At 39.2% G+C, this 19,064-nt stretch carries 11 protein-coding genes; 7 read left to right on the top strand and 4 right to left on the bottom strand.

The annotated features are described in order from the left end of the window. Positions 1–618 precede the first annotated feature (618 nt). The 7 genes from H344_RS0111720 to H344_RS0111690 all read left to right on the top strand — a co-directional run bounded on the left by H344_RS0111720 (position 619) and on the right by H344_RS0111690 (position 13,146). Positions 619–3,591 carry a DNA polymerase III subunit alpha gene (locus tag H344_RS0111720; protein WP_026810501.1) on the top strand — a complete coding sequence of 991 codons (2,973 nt, stop codon included), beginning with the start codon at positions 619–621 and terminating at the stop codon, positions 3,589–3,591. Positions 3,592–3,758: 167 nt separating this feature from the next. Next, entirely contained in the window at positions 3,759–4,607 is an 849-nt protein-coding gene (locus tag H344_RS0111715; RefSeq protein WP_026810500.1) for a LytR/AlgR family response regulator transcription factor, read from the top strand. 214 nt (positions 4,608–4,821) lie between these two features. Further along, a complete protein-coding gene (locus tag H344_RS20110) occupies positions 4,822–6,018 on the top strand; it encodes a cytochrome-c peroxidase (protein ID WP_240484977.1) in 1,197 nt (398 codons plus the stop codon). 13 nt (positions 6,019–6,031) lie between these two features. Then, entirely contained in the window at positions 6,032–7,540 is a 1,509-nt protein-coding gene (locus tag H344_RS0111705; RefSeq protein ID WP_026810499.1) for a parallel beta-helix domain-containing protein, read from the top strand. Positions 7,541–7,617: 77 nt separating this feature from the next. Then, the gene (locus tag H344_RS0111700) at positions 7,618–10,704 is read left to right on the top strand and encodes a SusC/RagA family TonB-linked outer membrane protein (RefSeq protein ID WP_026810498.1); all 3,087 of its coding nucleotides are present in this window, start codon (positions 7,618–7,620) and stop codon (positions 10,702–10,704) included. A 9-nt stretch (positions 10,705–10,713) separates the two neighbouring features. Then, positions 10,714–12,186: a SusD/RagB family nutrient-binding outer membrane lipoprotein gene (locus H344_RS0111695; protein ID WP_026810497.1), complete on the top strand. Its 1,473-nt coding sequence runs from the start codon at positions 10,714–10,716 to the stop codon at positions 12,184–12,186. A gap of 72 nt (positions 12,187–12,258) precedes the next feature. After that, a complete protein-coding gene (locus H344_RS0111690; protein ID WP_026810496.1) occupies positions 12,259–13,146 on the top strand; it encodes a PKD domain-containing protein in 888 nt (295 codons plus the stop codon). 191 nt (positions 13,147–13,337) lie between these two features. Here the strand turns inward: H344_RS0111690 and H344_RS0111685 are convergent, their stop codons facing one another. The 4 genes from H344_RS0111685 to H344_RS0111670 form a co-directional block, all read right to left on the bottom strand. After that, entirely contained in the window at positions 13,338–13,565 is a 228-nt protein-coding gene (locus H344_RS0111685) for a hypothetical protein (protein ID WP_308427449.1), read from the bottom strand. 292 nt (positions 13,566–13,857) lie between these two features. Beyond that, a complete protein-coding gene (locus H344_RS0111680) occupies positions 13,858–17,037 on the bottom strand; it encodes a PVC-type heme-binding CxxCH protein (RefSeq protein ID WP_026810494.1) in 3,180 nt (1,059 codons plus the stop codon). 27 nt (positions 17,038–17,064) lie between these two features. After that, positions 17,065–18,036, bottom strand: a complete 972-nt coding sequence (locus H344_RS0111675) for a Gfo/Idh/MocA family protein (RefSeq protein ID WP_026810493.1) — start codon at positions 18,034–18,036, stop codon at positions 17,065–17,067. Next, on the bottom strand, positions 18,033–19,052 hold the full coding sequence (locus tag H344_RS0111670; protein ID WP_026810492.1) for an NAD-dependent epimerase/dehydratase family protein: 1,020 nt from the start codon (positions 19,050–19,052) through the stop codon (positions 18,033–18,035). The genes H344_RS0111675 and H344_RS0111670 overlap by 4 nt, the downstream gene beginning before the upstream one ends. Positions 19,053–19,064 lie beyond the last annotated feature (12 nt).

Genomic DNA, 19,064 nt, shown 5'->3' with positions numbered 1-19,064 from the left:
GTGGCCAGTTTTTTTTCAATTATCAGTGAACAATTATCAATTGCTGTAAGCTTTGGGCATTTCCCTGTAGTCTTTGGATTTTATTGGTATCAAGATGTCGTAAACGCTTTGTTAATAAACGTTAATTTTATGAGAATTTCCGCTCCCTTTAGGGCAAGGGGTAGACGGAAATTCCAGAATGAATTGAGAGTACTTTTAGTATATACTTCCCTAAAACTACATCACCCTATAACCTTTTAACAATCGAGCACAGCGAGTGTGACTTCTCCATCGCCCAAAAACAGGGCTCATTTCGAAGTGACTCCAGGCCTGTTAAAAACCTTATATTTGGATGTTTTCAGGGAAAATGTAATTATGAGTACAAAATCATTATTACATAATAACCAATCTATTGCATGACCACTTAGATATTCGTACGGAGATTCTTTGCTTTAGACAACTAGTAATCCTTATTTGAATTGCAACGGCGTTTTAGCCCATGATTAAAGTGGATCAGTGTTAGCTTTGCCATCTCCAAATTGTCAAATTTTCAAATCATCAAATTGGAATGATCCAACAAATCCTCCTACGTAAAGAATCAAACCTTTAACTTTGGGATTAAAACTGAAACTTATCCCAATGTATCTAAACTGCCATTCCTACTACAGCCTTCGTTTTGGAACTATTTCCGAAACGGAGTTGTTGGAATTGGCGCAAGAGATGCAGGTAACGCAATTGGCACTTACCGATATCAACAATACCTCGGGCTGCCTAAATTTTGTTAGGAAAGCTCAGGAACACAATATTAAACCCATTTTGGGAATAGATTTTAGAAATGGGGCAGATCAATGCTTTGTAGCCCTAGCTAAAAACAACGAAGGATATCGGGAATTAAACAGTTACCTCTCCCAACACCTGCACGAGGAGAAGAAAATTCCGGCCATAGCGCCGGCTTTTAAAGACGCTTTTGTCATTTATCCTTTTCAAAAAGCACTTCTTAATGGAAAATACAATTTTTTAGAGCATGAGTATGTCGGTATTTCCATCACCGATCTTAGACGACTGCCCTTTACCAAGCTTTCAGAACTCAAGGATAAACTAGTAGTACAACAAGCTGTTACTTTCCGTAATAAGCGCGACTTTAATGCGCATCGTCTGCTAAGAGCTGTAGATAACAATCTATTATTAAGCAAATTACCAAAAACCGAGGAAGCCAATCCCGAGGAAAAGATGATTCCCATAGAGGAATTGACCAAGGCGTTTTCTGAGTATCCCTTTATTTTAGAAAATACGGAGCGTATTATGAATTCCTGCTCCATCTACTTCGACTTTTCCGACAACCGTAAGCCCCAAAACCTAAAAACCTATTTGGGGAATACCGCGGAAGACGAAGCGCTATTAGAAAAACTATGCAAGGAAGGCCTACCCTACCGATATCCCAAAACCGATACCGTAATATTAGAACGACTCCAAAAAGAGATGGACCTCATTAAAAAAATGGGATTTGTTTCCTATTTCCTCATCAATTGGGATATTGTTTCCCATGCCCGTAAACAGGGTTATTTCTACGTGGGACGTGGTAGCGGTGCCAATAGCATAGTCGCTTATTTGCTCCGGATTACCGATGTAGACCCCATAGAACTGGATCTGTATTTTGAGCGGTTTATAAACCTCTATCGAGTTAATCCGCCCGACTTTGATATTGATTTTTCATGGAAAGATAGGGAGGCCATGACCCAGTATATTTTTGAACGTTTCCCCCACGTTTCCCTTTTGGGGACCTATGTCACTTTTCAAGAAAAAGGAGCTATCCGGGAATTGGGAAAGGTGTTTGGACTTCCCAAAGAGGAAATAGATATGCTCTGCAATAGGGATTACCATATTTCACAACTAGACGATATATCTAGACTGGTACTTAAATACGCTCAGTTTATCCAAGGAAAGCCCAACTACCTCAGCATTCATGCAGGAGGGATACTGATAACAGAGAAACCCATTGAATACTTTTCTGCTACCCACCTACCTCCAAAAGGATATCCCACTACGCAATTTGATATGGTGATAGCAGAAGACGTTGGGCTTTTTAAATTTGATATCCTATCCCAACGCGGACTAGCAAAAATTGCGGAGACCTTGGAAATCATTGCCTATAATCAGCCAAAGGAAATCGGCACTTTCGACATTCACAATATTGGAAAATTTAAAACAGATCCCCATATAAACTCTATCTTAAAAAGTGCACAATGCATGGGCTGTTTTTATATAGAGTCTCCTGCCATGCGCATGTTGTTAAAAAAGCTGGAGGTGGATACCTATTTGGGGTTGGTAGCGGCAAGTTCCATTATACGTCCTGGAGTGGCTAAAAGTGGAATGATGCGCGAATATATTCTACGACATCGGGATCCAGAACGGACCAAAGAAAAAGCACATCCCGTAATGTTGTCCATTATGCCAGAAACCTATGGGGTAATGGTATACCAGGAAGATGTGATAAAAGTAGCCCACTATTTTGCCGATCTTACCCTAGGCGAAGCCGATGTGCTCAGAAGAGGAATGAGTGGCAAATTCCGATCTAGAGAGGAATTTCAAAAGGTAAAAGACAAGTTTGTAGACAATTGTCGTGTTAAAGGATACGAAGACACCCTTATTTTTGAGATTTGGGACCAAGTAGCCAGTTTTGCTGGCTATGCCTTTGCCAAAGGGCATTCTGCCTCCTACGCCGTAGAAAGTTATCAGACCCTATTTCTAAAAGCTTATTACCCTTTGGAATATATGGTGGCCGTTCTTAATAATGGGGGCGGATTCTACAGTGCGGAATTCTACATTCACGAAGCCAGGATGTTAGGAGCAAATGTACACCCTCCCTGTATCAACAATAGCTTTATAGTGAATCATATCTATGGCAAGGAGCTATATTTAGGGTTGATGTACTTACGGGAACTGGAAGAAAAGGTGGCAGAGCGCATTTTAAAAGAAAGAGTAACCAAGGGTGAATTTTTATCGTTGACCGATTTTATAGACAGAGTATCCATTTCCGTTGAACAACTAAGTATTCTGATTCGGATAGATGCCTTCCGATTTACGAAAGTGAATAAGCACGAACTATTATGGCAGGCACACTTGTCCCTCTCTAAAAGCACAAAGTTGGAACACCCGAAGCTGTTTTCGCCCAAACAACCACATTTTGAAATTCCCACTTTATACACTACAGACCTAGAAATGGCTTTCACCCAGATAGAACTCCTAGGTTTTCCGCTATGCAGTCCGTTTTATTTATTAACCGAAGTTCCCGAGAATAAGAACGGGAAAAAAGACCTAGAAAGATACCTTGGAAAAAACATCGATATCTATGGATATTTAGTAACCGTAAAAAACACCAAGACCCATAAGGGAACCCGAATGAACTTTGCCACCTTGGTAGATCAACATGGGGAGGTTTTTGACACCGTACTGTTCCCTCCTGTTGCTGCAAAATACTTTTTTAGGGGAAGAGGCATTTATAGGTTTTATGGAAAAGTAGTAAGCGAATTTGGGTTTCTAAGTATAGAAGTGATTAAAATGCAAAAACAAGATTATATTCAAGATCCCCGGTATTCGGACAAAAAACCATAACTACTATATTTCTTTCAGACATTGACTTAATTTAAGTCGGGAAAATTCGAATTCTAGCGCCTTAATCAAAAGTATTTTTACTAGATTGGAGGGGTGAAAAATGTAAGAAGTCCATTAGGTAGAAAAAATGATGATTGCTCCTACCTATTGGCACAACCCCAATCAAAATGAAACGCATAACCAAACTTATAAACCAAGAAATTCCCTATTTAGATAAAACCAAGAACAAGCTTATTTTAATTGGCTTTATCTGTTTATATTCCTATATTTTTATCAAAATATATGACCCATACGATATCAATGAATGGGGAAAGACCTATTATTTAGAATTTGTCTTATTGGGGTTAGGTGTATTCCTAGTTTCCCAATTTATTCTCCGTCCTCTATTTAAGATCAAAAGATTCAAAGTTTACAGTTTAATGCTATGGGGGCTTATGGAAATGCTCCTTATTGCAGCGGTATTCGAATTAGTATATAGTCCGCCAATAAATAGCTTTCAAGAACAAATTGTTGAGTATTTAATAACTGTAAAGCAAATTGTGCTAGTAGTGGTTGTGCCTTACACGCTATTTTTGTGGTATACCCAAATACAATTGAAACTATCATCCTATAAACAGCTGCCTCCTAATACAGTAGCAACCAATGACGATAAAGGGAATGATTTATTGGTAATCAATGGGGAAAATAACAAGGTTCTACTAGCTATAAAGTATCCAAAGCTACTATACATTAAATCTGCAGGTAATTATTTGGAGCTATTTTACCTAACTGGGGAAAAGCTCACAAGGGAATTAGTAAGAATGAGCTTTAAGGAATTAGAGGGGAAGATAAATGACCCTAATGTAATCCGTATCCACCGTTCTTATATGATAAATACCATCCATATTTCCTCTCTAAAAAAGACCAAAAAGGGTTATGCGCTACGCATACAAAATATCCCTGATGAAGTTATCCCAGTATCATCAGGATACAAGGAAGTATTTGAGGAATCCTTAGAGCAAGGAAGGTCCCATTAATCCCAAATAGGGGTTTTCTATCACAAATCCGTCAAGATATGATAGGCTGAAAGCAAACTCCATTAATTTGGTGGTAAACACAACCAGCAAAAACATATTCTGTTTTAAGTCAGATTTCATCGTGAAAAATATCAAGATGTTAAAGAAGGCTCTGTAGAACTAAAACAGAATAGGTTATAAAAAGGTTGTAAACCACAAATTAATTCTAAGTAGTGTGAGTAAAAACAGCATTCTATTTATGGCGGTAATTATCAGCCTATTTATTGGAGGCTATGCCCTAGTTAAAAATTCAGGGACACAACCTCCTACATATTATGATGTTCCGCAATTAAGCAGTACTTGTCCGCCAGGATTTAAATTAAATGAGCGGAACGAGTGTATTTCCCAAAACTTGTACAAACTATACACCACTGATAATGACCCTGGTGTAGGTGGATTAAAAACTGCCTTGCCAGAAGTTAGGGACGGTTTTTCCCCACAAGAGATAGATTTAGGGAGGTATTTGTTCTTTGATCCTGCTCTTTCGGGGAACGGCACCATCTCTTGTGCCACTTGTCACGATCCCAATAAAGGCTTTAGCGATGGCCTACCTAGAAGTAGAGGAATGAATAATCAAATTCTAGATAGGGCAGCTCCTACCCTATGGAATGTAGCCTATTTAAAGAGTTTCTTTTGGGATGGGAGAGCAAGTACTTTGGAAGAGCAAATGAAAGGTCCACTATTTGCTGATGATGAAATGGCAAATACTCCGGAAAATCTAATACAAACAATGAATTCCATTGATAATTACAGGTTCTTATTTGCCGAGGCTTTTCCAAATAGAAGCAAAAATGATTCTATTACTTTAGATGAAATCTACCGCTCTATTGTTGCTTTTCAATCCTCCTTAGTTTCCCTAAACAGCAAGTACGACCAATATGCACATGGATACCATAAAGCGCTGAATCAAAAGGAAATAGAAGGATTAAATATATTCCGATCTTTTGTAGCTAGATGTGCCGAGTGCCATACCCCGCCCCTATTTACCAATCAGCAAATAGCGGTATTAGGTGCTCCCGAACCCGATGGACTCCCTTTTGACCCAGGAGCCGAAGTTCCATTTAAAGACAAAACACTAAGAGGCGGATTTAAAGTACCTAGCTTAAGAAATATTGAAAAAACAGCGCCATATATGCATTCGGGAATGTTTCCGACCCTTAGAGAAACAGTACAATTCTATACGGATGGTCGCGGACATGCAGTCCCCGAAGATGAGGATTTAATTCTGCATTGGCATATTTGGGAGCCCAATTTAACCGACTATGAACTAGATAGGTTGGTTGATTTTCTAAAAACCTTGACAGATGAATCTTTTATGCCAAAAATACCTGAAGTAGTACCTTCTGGTCTAACCACAATGATTAACCAATAACCAAAATAAAGAAATGAAAAAAAAATCTGGATTTTTAAAAATAATCGGTTTGATCCTAACGCTGGCGATTGGCGTTTTTATCGGGAAAACATTTTTTACCAGTAGCCCCTCTGAAACGGTTCCTATGCCAACCACCATGAAATACAGAAATGTAGGACTCACCAAGGATAGCACACGGACAACGATGAGTGAAGAGTTTACTGGTGAAATCATTCAGGTTAAAAAAGGGGAATCCATCCAAAAAGCCGTAGAGGCAGCAAACCCCGGAGACTTAATTCAAGTTTTCCCAGGCACGTATTATGAAACGGTCTATATAGACAAAGACAACATCAGTGTACAGGGAATTATTATTAAAGGAGAATGGCCCACCTTAGATGGAAAAAAAGAACTAAATGATGCATTCTTATACTCAGGAAATAGCATTCATATAGAAAACTTTAAGATCATGAATTATAAAGGCAATGGCATTATGGGTCAGGCTGGAAATAATTTTGTCCTAAGGAACAATTGGATAATGGATGCCGGAGTATATGGAATTTTCCCTCAATATGGTAAAAATGGGTTAGTTGAACACAATGTGCTCAGTGGTATTGAAGATGCTGCTATTTATGTAGGAATGTGTGATAATATAGATGTACTCCACAATGAGGTCTTTAACAGTGTAGCAGGAATAGAAATTGAAAACTCTAGACATGCGTTGGTGGAAAATAATTACGCTCACAATAATACTGGCGGTATCTTAGCATTTATTACTCCTGGACTACCCATTAAAACTGCATATGATATCATAATCCGAAACAACTTTATTGTAAATAACAACCATCCTAATTTTGGTGCCCCAGGTTCTATTGTAGCTGGGATTCCCCCTGGTACCGGTATTCTAGTTATGGCTGCCGACGATGTTATTATAGAAAATAATATTATATCTGGAAATGATAATGCAGGAATTACCATTGTAGACCTCGCCACCGGTGGCAGCACCTCCAATGATAGAAATTCCGAACCCAATCCAGATCGAATTGTTATCCTAGATAATTTTATGCATAACAATGGTAACAATCCTACTGGGGAGATAAAGGCCTTAATGCTCACCCAATTATCCACCAAAGGACCAGATATACTTGCTATGGGCGGCGGAGTTGGCAGTACAATAAGGGACAAGAATAGATATCGCACTTTCGGATTGGATGATTTTGGTCCGGCACAAATAACCGATACCAAAGACGTAACCACCTTTTTATTGGACGCTCCAGTAGCTCCAAGGACGGCTTCCAAAGAAGAAATAGGTCAACTTACCTACTACGGGGTATGTGCAGGCTGCCATGCATGGGAAGAGCGACTAATAGGTCCGCCTACCCAAATTATACAAGCCATTCACGCCAATAATCCTCAGGGTATTGTAGACTATATCACTAAACCGAAAAACTTAAGAAAAGATTATCCAGAAATGCCTCCTCAAGATTACCTGTCCGACGAAGCTAAAATGGCCGTGGCAGAATATATTTTGGCCATGAAAGAATAATCAGGAATAAACCACCTGCGAAATAAACCATTTCCCGAGGGAAAAAAAACTAACTAAACAACCAAACTTTAAATTATATGAACAAACTATTCTTTTTACTGATCGCAATAGGGTTTTCCCTATCTGCATCAGCGCAACGTTCTATATCGGGCCAGGTACTAGAGAAAGAGACCAATGTCCCCCTCTTGGGAGTGTCCATATTAGTGAAAGGAAGCAGTAAGGGAACTACTTCTGATTTCGATGGAAACTATGAACTTAATAATCTGGATGAAAATGCCGTATTAGTGTTTTCTTATCTAGGGTATACCACCCAAGAAATTGTAGTAGGTAACCAGAATACTATCAACGTTTCTTTGGAAATCAACGCCCAGCAAATGGATGAAGTGGTTATTACCGCCCTAAACATTCAGAGAGATAAGGAATCTTTGGGTTATTCCATTTCACAGGTTTCAGCCGAAGAAGTTAATGTGGCTCGGGAAAATAATGTTATGAACTCGCTTTCTGGAAAAGTATCCGGCCTACAAATCACCCAATCCAATACCGGGGTAGACGGATCTAGTCGGGTTTTACTTAGGGGAATTACCACTATAAACGGTTCTAACCGACCATTGGTAGTGGTAGACGGAATTCCCATCAGTAATGGAGGTAGCGGTGGTTCATCATGGGGAGGAGTAGATCGTGGGGATGCGCTGTCTGATATCAACCCAGACGACGTAGCCTCCATCAGTGTCCTTAAGGGAGCTGGTGCGGCTGCAGCCTATGGATCTTTAGGTATGAACGGGGTTATTCTTATTACTACTAAATCTGGTATTAGAAAAAAGGGAGTTGGTATATCCTTTAATTCCACCTTTACCTTTACCGATATTGCCCTAACTCCAGATTTACAAAACGAATATGGAACTGGTGCCTTTGGTGATTTTGCTCCCATGGCAGGAAACGGAAGACCTATTTTGGACTATCCCTTTTCTTGGAGTTGGGGTCCAAAAATGGAAGGTCAAGCCTACACTGATTGGTTGGGGCGTCCGGGTGTATATTCTCCAAACCCCAATGGTAATCCATACAAAGAGTTTTATAATACGGGTTATTCCCTCTCTAACTCTGTTTCTTTTGATGGGGTGAATGAAAATGGATCTTTTAGAGTTTCCATAACCGATGAAGACGGACAAGGAATAATTAGCAATAATACCATATCCAAACAAACATTAAACCTTAGGGGATCATCTAAATTAACCGATAAGTTTAGTATAGATGGTAAGATGACCTATATCACCTCTAAAGTGAAAAATAGGCCAGAATTAGCGGAAGGCAGTGCCAATACCGCATTACAGCTCTCCTTAATGCCAAGAGATATACATCTATCTGATGTGAAAAATAATATCGTAAATCCTATCGGAGAAGAAATTAAATGGAATCTAGACAATACGTTTAACAATCCTTATTGGTCTAATAGGTATGTCCAAAATTTGGATGAAAAAGACCGTTTTCAAGGTTTTATTTCTGCCAATTGGGAAATTAGTGATCATTTTAATCTTACCGGAAAAACCGGAATGGACTATACTGTTTATGACTATGTGTCCCATGGAGCAAGAGGAGCCCAGGCTATTAGCAACGGCCTAGGAAGTTATTCGCACAATAGTGGTAAGAGCAATATCTGGAATTCGGATATCTTAGCAACTTATACTACAGATATAGCTGCATTTAAAATAACCACTAGTTTGGGTGCCAGCTATAGAAATGAATATAGTAGCTATAATAATATTTCTGGTAACGATAGTAAGGTGCCCCATTTTTATCAAATCAGTAACTACAAAAATTCATTTAGCTCAGAAGGAATTTCAGAAAAAGGAATCTATTCCTATTACGGATTGGGCCAGATTAGTTATGGCGGATTTTTATATTTTGATGTTACCTTAAGAAACGACAATTCTTCTACCCTACCCAAAGAAAACAATTCCTATTGGTACCATTCGGAAAATATGAGTTTTCTATTTCCTAAACTATTGGGGATAAATGACAATATTCTAAGTTTGGGTAAGATTAGAGGCTCATATGCCAAGGTAGGTAACGACACTAGCCCATATCGTACACAAGCCGTATATAACGTAGACCAGACCGTAACGCTTCCCTATACCGTTGGATCCATTCCCAACAGTCTCCCGTCGTTTGACCTTAGACCAGAAACTTCAAAATCCTGGGAAGTAGGTACAGAACTTGGATTCTTTGACAATAGACTACAACTAGATTTTACGTATTACGAAACCGAGACTACAGATCAGATTATGGCAGTCCCCTTATCAGGTTCCACTGCTTATTCTAGCAAAGTAATTAATGCGGGAAGTATTGAGAACAAAGGATACGAACTTCAATTTAATGCTATTCCGTTTACTTCCGACAATTTTGAATGGAACCTTGGATTCAATTTCACCAAGAGTAATTCCAAGGTGGTGGCCTTAAATGAAGGTTTGGAAGGAATCACCCTAAATACCCTTTGGAACGTTTCTGTTGAGGCCAGACCTGGGGAAGAATTTGGTAGCCTTTATGGGAACGATTTCTTAAGGGATAATTTTGGACGAAAATTAATTACCAATGATGGATATGCCCAAAGAGGTGACCGTGTAAAGCTAGGAAATATAAATCCAGATTGGTTTGGGGGCATCACCTCCAACATCAGATATAAAAACCTATCCTTAAGTACTCTAATTAGTATTCAACAAGGAGGGGAGTTTTATTCCTACGGTCGTGCCTATAGAATGTTTTTCGGTACTGATAAGCGCAGTTTACATGGAAGGGAAACTGGAATTATTGAGGAAGGTATTAATGAAAATACCGGCTTTGACAATACCACGCCTGCAAATGCTATGTTAAAACAATTTTCGGATGTTTTTACCAACGAAATTGCCACAGATCAAATATTAGATGCTAGCAATGTTAAGCTAAGGGAAGTGGCACTGACCTTTGATTTCCCCAGTTCCATGTTGCACAATACTTTTATTCAATCTGCCAGCTTATCAGCCATAGGTAGAAACCTCTTCTTTTTCTATAATGCTGCAGGAGATATAGATCCAGAAGCCAGTTATAGCAGTGGTCCCGCAGGCACAGCATTTGAACACTCCTCGCTGCCTTCAACCAGAAGCTATGGTCTTAACCTAAAAATCAACTTTTAATCCCCAGTTATGAAAAACATACAAACCACCATAATAAAAACAGCTGTTGTCATAGTCATAGGATTGAGTTTCTTTTCATGTGAAAAACACTTAGACGACCTTAGAGACAATCCCAATGCTGTTACACAAATAGACGATGCGGCCTTATTTACCAAAGCGGTCAGAAGTCTTTTTCAAGGCACCACCGATCAATCTGTATCCCGTTTTGCCGGTCAATACGCTCATTACTTTGTAGCTGGAAGTACGGCCAGACCACCAGATCAGTACGGAGATGGATTTGATGAAAACTACAACGATATGTTTACCGGGATGTACGGAGGCACTATTAGACATATTGAAGAAGTATTAGAGATTACCTCTGCTGCAGAAACCGAAAACGAAGTAAGATATGCTATGGCCCAAGTTATAGCCGTTTTAGGGTATGCCCGACTCACAGATGCCTTTGGAGATATACCCTATACCGAAGGTGGAAAAGGAAAGACAGAAGGTATTTTACAGCCCAAATACGATACTCAGGAGTTTATTTACCAAGATATGATTAAGCGTTTGGGAGCTAGTGTTAATGTGCTTAAGGATGCAGATCCTGCTCTGGGATATCCTAATTCGGATCCAATTTTCAATAACGATCTTGAAAAGTGGACACGCTTTGCCAATAGCGTAAGATTGCGATTAGCCATGCGTTTAAGGGATGCAGACAATAGCCTATCTTTGCAAACGGTGAATGAATGTTTAGCAAATCCTTTAATGGAAGACAACAGCCATAACGCTACCATGATTGAAACAGAAGGTAATGGTAATGCGTGGTTTGGGAACCGTACCGGATACCCATCTATAAAAATGTCTACTAAACTTATAGATCAACTACAAGGAACAGATGATCCTAGATTAGCAGTTTATGTCAGTAAGGATCAACAAGGTAATTATTCAGGTATGATTAATGGTCTTGGTGATGTGGCCTTTGGAAACTCTAATTTCTCTGCCAAATCAGATATGGGCATAGCCCTATCCTCTAGGGACAGTGAACTATACCTAATGAACGCTGCGGAAGTATGGCTCTTACGTGCCGAAGCAGCGCTAGTTTATGATAATGATCCTGTGACGGCCAATACCCTCTATAGAAAAGGTATAGAGACCTCTTTGATGCAGTGGGATATAGAAAATACAGATATAACTACCTTTTTATCCTCCCCTACCGCTACCCTTTCTGGTAGCAATGATGAAGAACAAATAGGAGTTCAAATGTGGCTTGCACTTACCCCTAACTTCTATGAATCTTGGAGCTACATACGTCGCACTGGATTTCCTGTTATTGAAGAAAGAACAGATCCTAAATCAAGCAGGGGTGTTACCAATGGTATTATGCCCAAGCGATTTTTATATTCCTCTTTTGAACTAAGTTCTAATAATAACAATGTAACGCAGGCCATAGAACGGCAGGGCGGTAATAAGATTAGTGTGCCCGTATGGTGGGATAAAAATTAAACACCTACTAGGTAATCGGATAAAAAATGCTATAAGGTTCATAAAACCTTAATTAATAAAAGATATAAATATATGAAACTCATCAAATTAATTAGTCTAGCTGTGCTTCCCTTCTTCCTAATTAGTTGCAGCGACGATTCCCCTGCAGCTCCTTTGGCAGATTTTCAATTTATGGTAGAAGGTACCCAAGTTACTTTTAACGGAACTGTAGAGAACGCCCAAACTATTCACTGGGACTTTGGGGATGGAACAACTAGTACCGAAGAAGACCCTGTTTATGCCTATTCTGATATAGGGACTTTTAAGGTAGTACTTACCGTAACGGGCGAGAATGGAAGCTTTTCTGAAACCAAAGAGGTTACCATTCTTCCATCAACCGAAATATTATTGACCGGTGGACAAGCGAGAACAGAAGGCAAGTCCTGGCGATTAAAAAAGGCATATACCTCTGGAAAAGAAGGAGCAGGAATGGTGGATAATGAATTGGGACTTTTACTTCCCTCTCAAGAGAATCTATTAGATCTTGTGGGATTAGGCGCCTCCTATGAGGACACCTTTACCTTTTATCATGATGGCAGGTATGTAGTAGATAACGTAGACGGACAGAGTTTAATGGGACTCGTATATGCTAGTATTTTTCATGCTGAGCAAATAACGGGCATTTCTTATGATGTTAATAATGTGCCTTTGGCACACGCCCTCTATACACCAGCCACAGATGCTACTTGGGAAATTATGAAAGGTGACTTTACTGTTGATGGTGCAGCGGGACCCGTGAATTTCACCAACAAAACGCAGCTTATTCTGGGGGAGTATTTAGGCTTCAAGGATAGTAAGGTATTGGTAATCCTTAAGGAAATTACCGAGACCACAATGAATGTGGCTTTAGGAATACACACAGAACCCAGTGTTTATGATAAACCAACATTACTGTTTCATTTATCATTAGAATCCTTATAGGTTACATCTTGTAATTAAACACACTTTCCATTTTCTATAAATCGACCCAGTTTTATACAAGACTGGGTTATTTTTTAAACCTATTCTAAAAGGGTTTTCCTTGAACAGATTGATCGCAAAATAAAGGGCTAAACATAGAAAAACCCTGTCCAAAAAGAACAGGGTTTAAACTAAAGCTATAAAGTAATGGCTTAGACAGCCACATTAACGACCTTTCCGTTTTTCATTTCTCCTAAAACGGTTACATCTTTACTTTTTTTATACTCTTCGTAGGCATACATCATTTGTTCTTCTGTATCCCTTCTGATTTTTATTCCTCCCGATTTTTGGTTCTTGTTACGAACTTCGATATAATAACCATCTTTTAATTCTGTCGGTCTTGTAGCCGGTCTCCCCAATCTACCTCTAGATCTAGTCATAAATAACATCTATTTTTAATAGTTCAACATTATCATTTGCACATTAAATTCATTTTTATTCGTATCAACATACAAAAATTTAATGTTATAATTGGGCATTATATCTCTTATTCTATACTAATCCTAATATTTACAGCTTTTTAACATAAACTTAGCACTAATCTTCTCGAAAAATTCGGAATTTTTGCGATTTTTTAATTATAACCTCAAATCTAACCTAAATATCATTAAAAATGTAATCTATTTTCTACATCCCTAAAATGAAATTTAAGCATCTAAGCGTAAGATTAATTTATTTTTCCATTGGGTGCGCCTTTAATAATTCTTCTGCAGAATAAAACCCTTTTTTATCCTTTGTTGATTCGCGAATCTGTTTCACCTTATTAGCATCTATAACCGATGCTTTATTACCAAATGTGTTTCGAACATAGGTAAGAACAGCTGCCATTTCTTCATCATTTAGCATTCCACCAAAGGGGGTCATAGGCACCTGCCCTGGATATTTTTTCCCTAATACCTCAATAGGTCCCATCATACCACTTAGTGTTAATTTTATTAAACGGTCTTCACTGCCTGTTACCCAACGAGAACCTGCTAGTGGTGGGAATCCTGAACTCTCCAATCCCTTTCCATTCGGTTGATGACAAGTAACACAAAATCCTTCTCTAGCATAGATTTCTGCTCCTTTAATAAAAGCATCTCGATCCTTGCCAGTTAGTTTAGTACTTACTTTACTAGCCTCAGGATCTTCTCCCAGTTTATGTCCGTTTAAATGGGCTATTGCTGCTTCATAAGGTTTTTGCATCCAACTATCTAATGGCTTCTTTCCAGCTTCTTCCACAATAGGCAGTCCTATCTCCTTGTCTAACCATGAGGCAGCCACCAAGGCTTCTAACCGAACCCTAGGATGATCATCTTGTGCAGCATTCATTAAGATTTCGCCTTGATTTGCCAATTGATGTCCACCATATCTTGCCACCCTTACGGCTGCGGCACGAGCTCTGAAATCCTTCGATTTTAAAACTTGAGTCAAGAGTTCTTCATCTATCTTATTTAATCCCCAACTTACCCATAGTCCTTCTAAAAGATGGTGTTCATATCTAGGATCATTTTTATCCAAATTATTGGTCCATTCTTTCAGTTTACTCAACACCTCATCAGCAGCTCTACCTCGTAACTCTAATCTTGTTCTCTCTCTGGTTCTAAATTCAGGTAATTTTAAGTTGTCTAGTAATTCCTCTATACTAGCATCTACAATTTTTGCTGGCTTCACCAAGGGTCTAGATGGATAGGTAATCCTATATACCCTACCGTGACTGTGGTCTCTAAGGGGATCCCTTGCATTGTGTTGCATATGGCCAATCAATACATTGTGCCAATCCAGAAAATACAAAGATCCATCTGGCGCAAACTCCATATCTACAGGACGGAAATTAGGATCGGTAGCTTTTACTAAATCTAAAGTATGTTTACTAAGGTACCCCGCAGAATTTGGGTCGTCCTCCAAAGAGTGTTGTTTTGTTCCTAAAAATCCAATCGTATTATTGATTAGGAAGTCCCCCTGTACCTCATCAGGAAAATGCCTGCTAGATATAAACTCTAGCCCTGAAGTTGGTCGCACTCTATGTGCATCCTCAATAAGGTTTTTTGGTAAAGGGCTTGCCACTCCGTAACGCGATTTTATAGTTCCTGGCATCATCCAGGTCATATCAGGACCTGAAGTATGGGCAAAGAAATTCTGCCCCCACTCATCAAACGCAATTCCCCATGGGTTTGGGATTGAAAGTTGCGCAGTACGCTCTAAATGATTCCTCTGCGGACTATACCTATAAAATCCGCCATTAGTACCTCTTACAGGGCCATAGGCAGTTTCTACATTAGTGTGAAGAAATACACCTTCACCCATATAAATAGCTCCTGAAGGGTCCGTAGCAAATGCACTGATAGCGTGATGTGTATCATGATCATCAAAACCACTGAGTATAATTTCCTTTACATCTGCCTTATCATCCCCATTAGTATCTTTTAGAAGTACAAGATTAGTTCCTTGGGAGGCATATACGCCTTCTGGAGCAAATGCAAACCCAATAGTAAGATGCAATCCATCTGCAAAAACCGTTTGCTTGTCCGCTTTGCCGTCGTTATTAGTGTCTTCTAAAATAAGTAGTTTGTCATTTGGTTTACTATCCCCTGGTTTATAGTGCGGATAGCTAGGCATAACTCCTACCCATAAGCGTCCTTTATTATCAAAGGTCATTTGCACAGGATTAGCCAAGTCCTCAAATTCTTCCTCAGAAGCAAAAAGTTCTAATTTATATCCTTCTGGTACTGTTATTTTATCAAGGGCTTCCTGTCCATACAAATACTCTGGATTCCCATTTTTATTATTAGGTCGGTAATTTGTTTCCACCTCGGGAAGTTCTGGAGTTTTAGCATCTGCAGCAGCTAAATCCATGGTTTCGCCTTTAGCAGCCTTCCAAATGGCAGTATCTCGTATAGCGGTCAGCTGCCTAATTTTTTCTACCTCATAAGGATAATTGTCTGGTCCAAAAGGATCGTATCGTCTTCCATAGGCATGGACCCCATTTGGAATTTTTATGTCATTATGCCAAAACCAATTTTTCTCCATTACGGCATCATGTACTAAGCTTCTGTGTTCTTCTGCAACAGCTTTATCTTTTCCAAATAAGTCATCTGCCAATAATTTAGCGAACTTTTGATATCCTAAATCGTTCAACTGAAAACCATCTGCCGTTAAATTCTCCTTTTCGGTATCGTACCATTTCTTAGTAGTTGAGAATGCATCTAGAAAAAGCACCCCATTATTAGCTGCTACCTCCCGCATCGCCTCGGTATACATAGAAAGGTTTTCATTCTCTTTTTTCCCATTTGGCAAATCCCTTTCTGCTGATAGGTCTTCAAAGGCGATAGGGGATATAAGGGCTAATTTAGGAGCCTCATTCCCGTTATATTTTTGTTTTAAAGTATGCTGAATAAAAGCATTTAATTCTTCCTTAAAGTTTTCTAAACCTGCTTTTCCCTCAAAAGACTCGTTATATCCAAAAAATGCAAGAACAACATCCGCTTTTAGTCGGGTTAGCCACTCGTCCTCGGTATCAAAGTGACCAATACTACCAGAAGGCTGTGCCAGTTCGGTTTGAAAAACTTCTGCTCCTGGAAACGCCCAAGGCGAATTTCTAGAAGAATGGGGCCTAAATCCAGGAGTATTACCACCATCAGCCATATTTCTAATAAACAAAAGACTATCTGGATATCTCAACTGCATCTCCGTTTCAAAATGTCCAAAATTCATCATCCTAGAACTTAGGTTATTACCTATAAGCACTATACGGGATTCTTTTTGAAGAGGTATGCCTTCTCCTCTATCCTTATCTCCACAGCTATACGCAATAATTACAATTAAGAACGCTAGACTAATTCTCCCTAGTGTCCACTTTTTATTTAGATTCATAAGTTTGGTGGTATATTTAAAATAGTTTTATAAGAAACTCACGTGGATTCCCTCCTCCACAGATTTCTCACAAGCTTCAATTATTTTTTGACAACTGATGGCATCTTCTAAACTTGATAGCGGCTCTTCATTACTTCGCAATACCTTATCTATAAAATGTGTCGTTGTATTTTTTATTGATTCTGGATAGCATTCATATGTTTGTGAATGCGCTCCATTACGGGCATTTACTACCCAATCCCGATAACTGTAACGCGTACTCCCTTTAGTTCCAATTACTTTTATTATACAGGTCCAGGGATCTCCGGCATGATCGTCATTAGCAAAACTAGCCGATAAATGGCTCAAGCTTCCGTTCTGCATTTGGATATTGGCCATAGCTACATTTTCCTGCGGGGCAAGACTTGGATCTACCGTGTGTTTTAAACAAGAAATTGTTTTTGGCATTCCTGCCAAGTATAACATGGTATAACTATGGTGGGTTAATATCTGACGAATAACACCTGGGTATCTGGCACGGATATCATCTGCATGATGAATATTATACATCATATAAAACTGGGTAATATCTCCCAATCTCCCCTCTTGAATCATTCTTTTTGTCCGTTGGATTCCGTCTTCGTAGATATAGTTGTGTACCGGCATACATTTCACCCCAGCTTCTTCCACGGCCTTTTTCATTTTTTTCAGCTCAGCAATATTAGAAGCTGCTGGTTTCTCTACTAAAATATGTTTCCCAGCTTGGGCTGCCCTAATGGTATAATCGCAGTGGGTTTCCATATTAGTGAGTATGAAAACTGCATCTATTTCCGGATCTTGGAGGAGTTCATCTACGGAATTATAGGTCTTACACCCATATTTCTCTGCTTTTATAGCCCCTTTTTCTGGTGTCCTGTTCCAGAGTCCTACCAATTCCGCTCCTTCCAAGGCGTTAATTGCCTCGGCATGTAAATTGGCTATATCCCCTGCACCAAGCAGTCCTATTTTTATGGTTTTCATGAGCCTTCTTCCGAATAGTTTAAACTTCCTTTTTCTGCCATTTCCATAAATTCCTTTAGGGATTTTCTAACCCCTTCTCCAATTGACGTTAAAGGCAACTCTTTAAAAGTACGTTCTATTTTTTCATGACTAAGGTCAGAAACAAAAAGGTTGGGTTCTGCTCCCTCTGCTATAGAAAGTTGCGCATACTCTCCTATTCCCATTGCTATTGCTTCTTGTTCAACAATTTCCAGAAACTCTTCAATAGCTATAGTCTCTCCTTTAATATTAAATGCCCCAAAACCTGTAAAATCTGATAGCGCACATGTCGCAAAATGGGTTCCCACATCTTCTACAAAATGATAATTCTCACGTCCCTGATAGGGCATTTCAAAAGGAATAACTTCCCCCTTTACCGCTCCCATAGCAATAGCTTTAAGGGCATTTGTAGGCGCTGAGGTCTTTCCTTTGTCCCTTCCCTTCCCATACGTGGTATTTATCCTTAGGCAGACGGTAGGTACTTTGGTATTGTCATGAAATAATCTTGCCAAATGTTCTCCTGCAAGTTTCCAAATTCCGTAATGGTTAGGAGGTGCCAATTGTGCGTCTTCTGTAATACCTGGATTTGGATACATGGCGCGCATTCCATACACAGCTGCCGAACTTGCAAATACAAATCGCTTTAAATTGCGTAGTTTTTCCGATACATCAAATAACGCCATTGTACCACCTGTATTAATTTCCATACCTCTAATATGGTACTTAGAACAATCTGGACTTTGATAAGCTCCCAAATGAATAATATGGGTAGGGTTTACCCGCAATAGTAACTCTTCCATTGCTTTATAATCTGCCACATCCAAAGTTTCAAATTCTAATCTTGGATCTAGCTCTTCACCTAACCACAATTTTAAAGAATCCGTATTGTTTGCGCGCGTAGCAACTATAATTTTAGAAACCTCTTGGGATTCCAATAATTTAAAAATCGTTGCCGATCCTATACAGCCTGTTCCGCCTGTTATAAATATTGTATGCATTATCTTGTATCT

Origin of the sequence: Arenibacter latericius DSM 15913 (assembly GCF_000424985.1) — a bacterium.
In the GTDB taxonomy this organism is placed as follows: Bacteria; Bacteroidota; Bacteroidia; order Flavobacteriales; family Flavobacteriaceae; genus Arenibacter; species Arenibacter latericius.
Note: the sequence above shows the minus strand (reverse complement) of the source record. Positions and strands in the feature narration are given on the sequence as shown.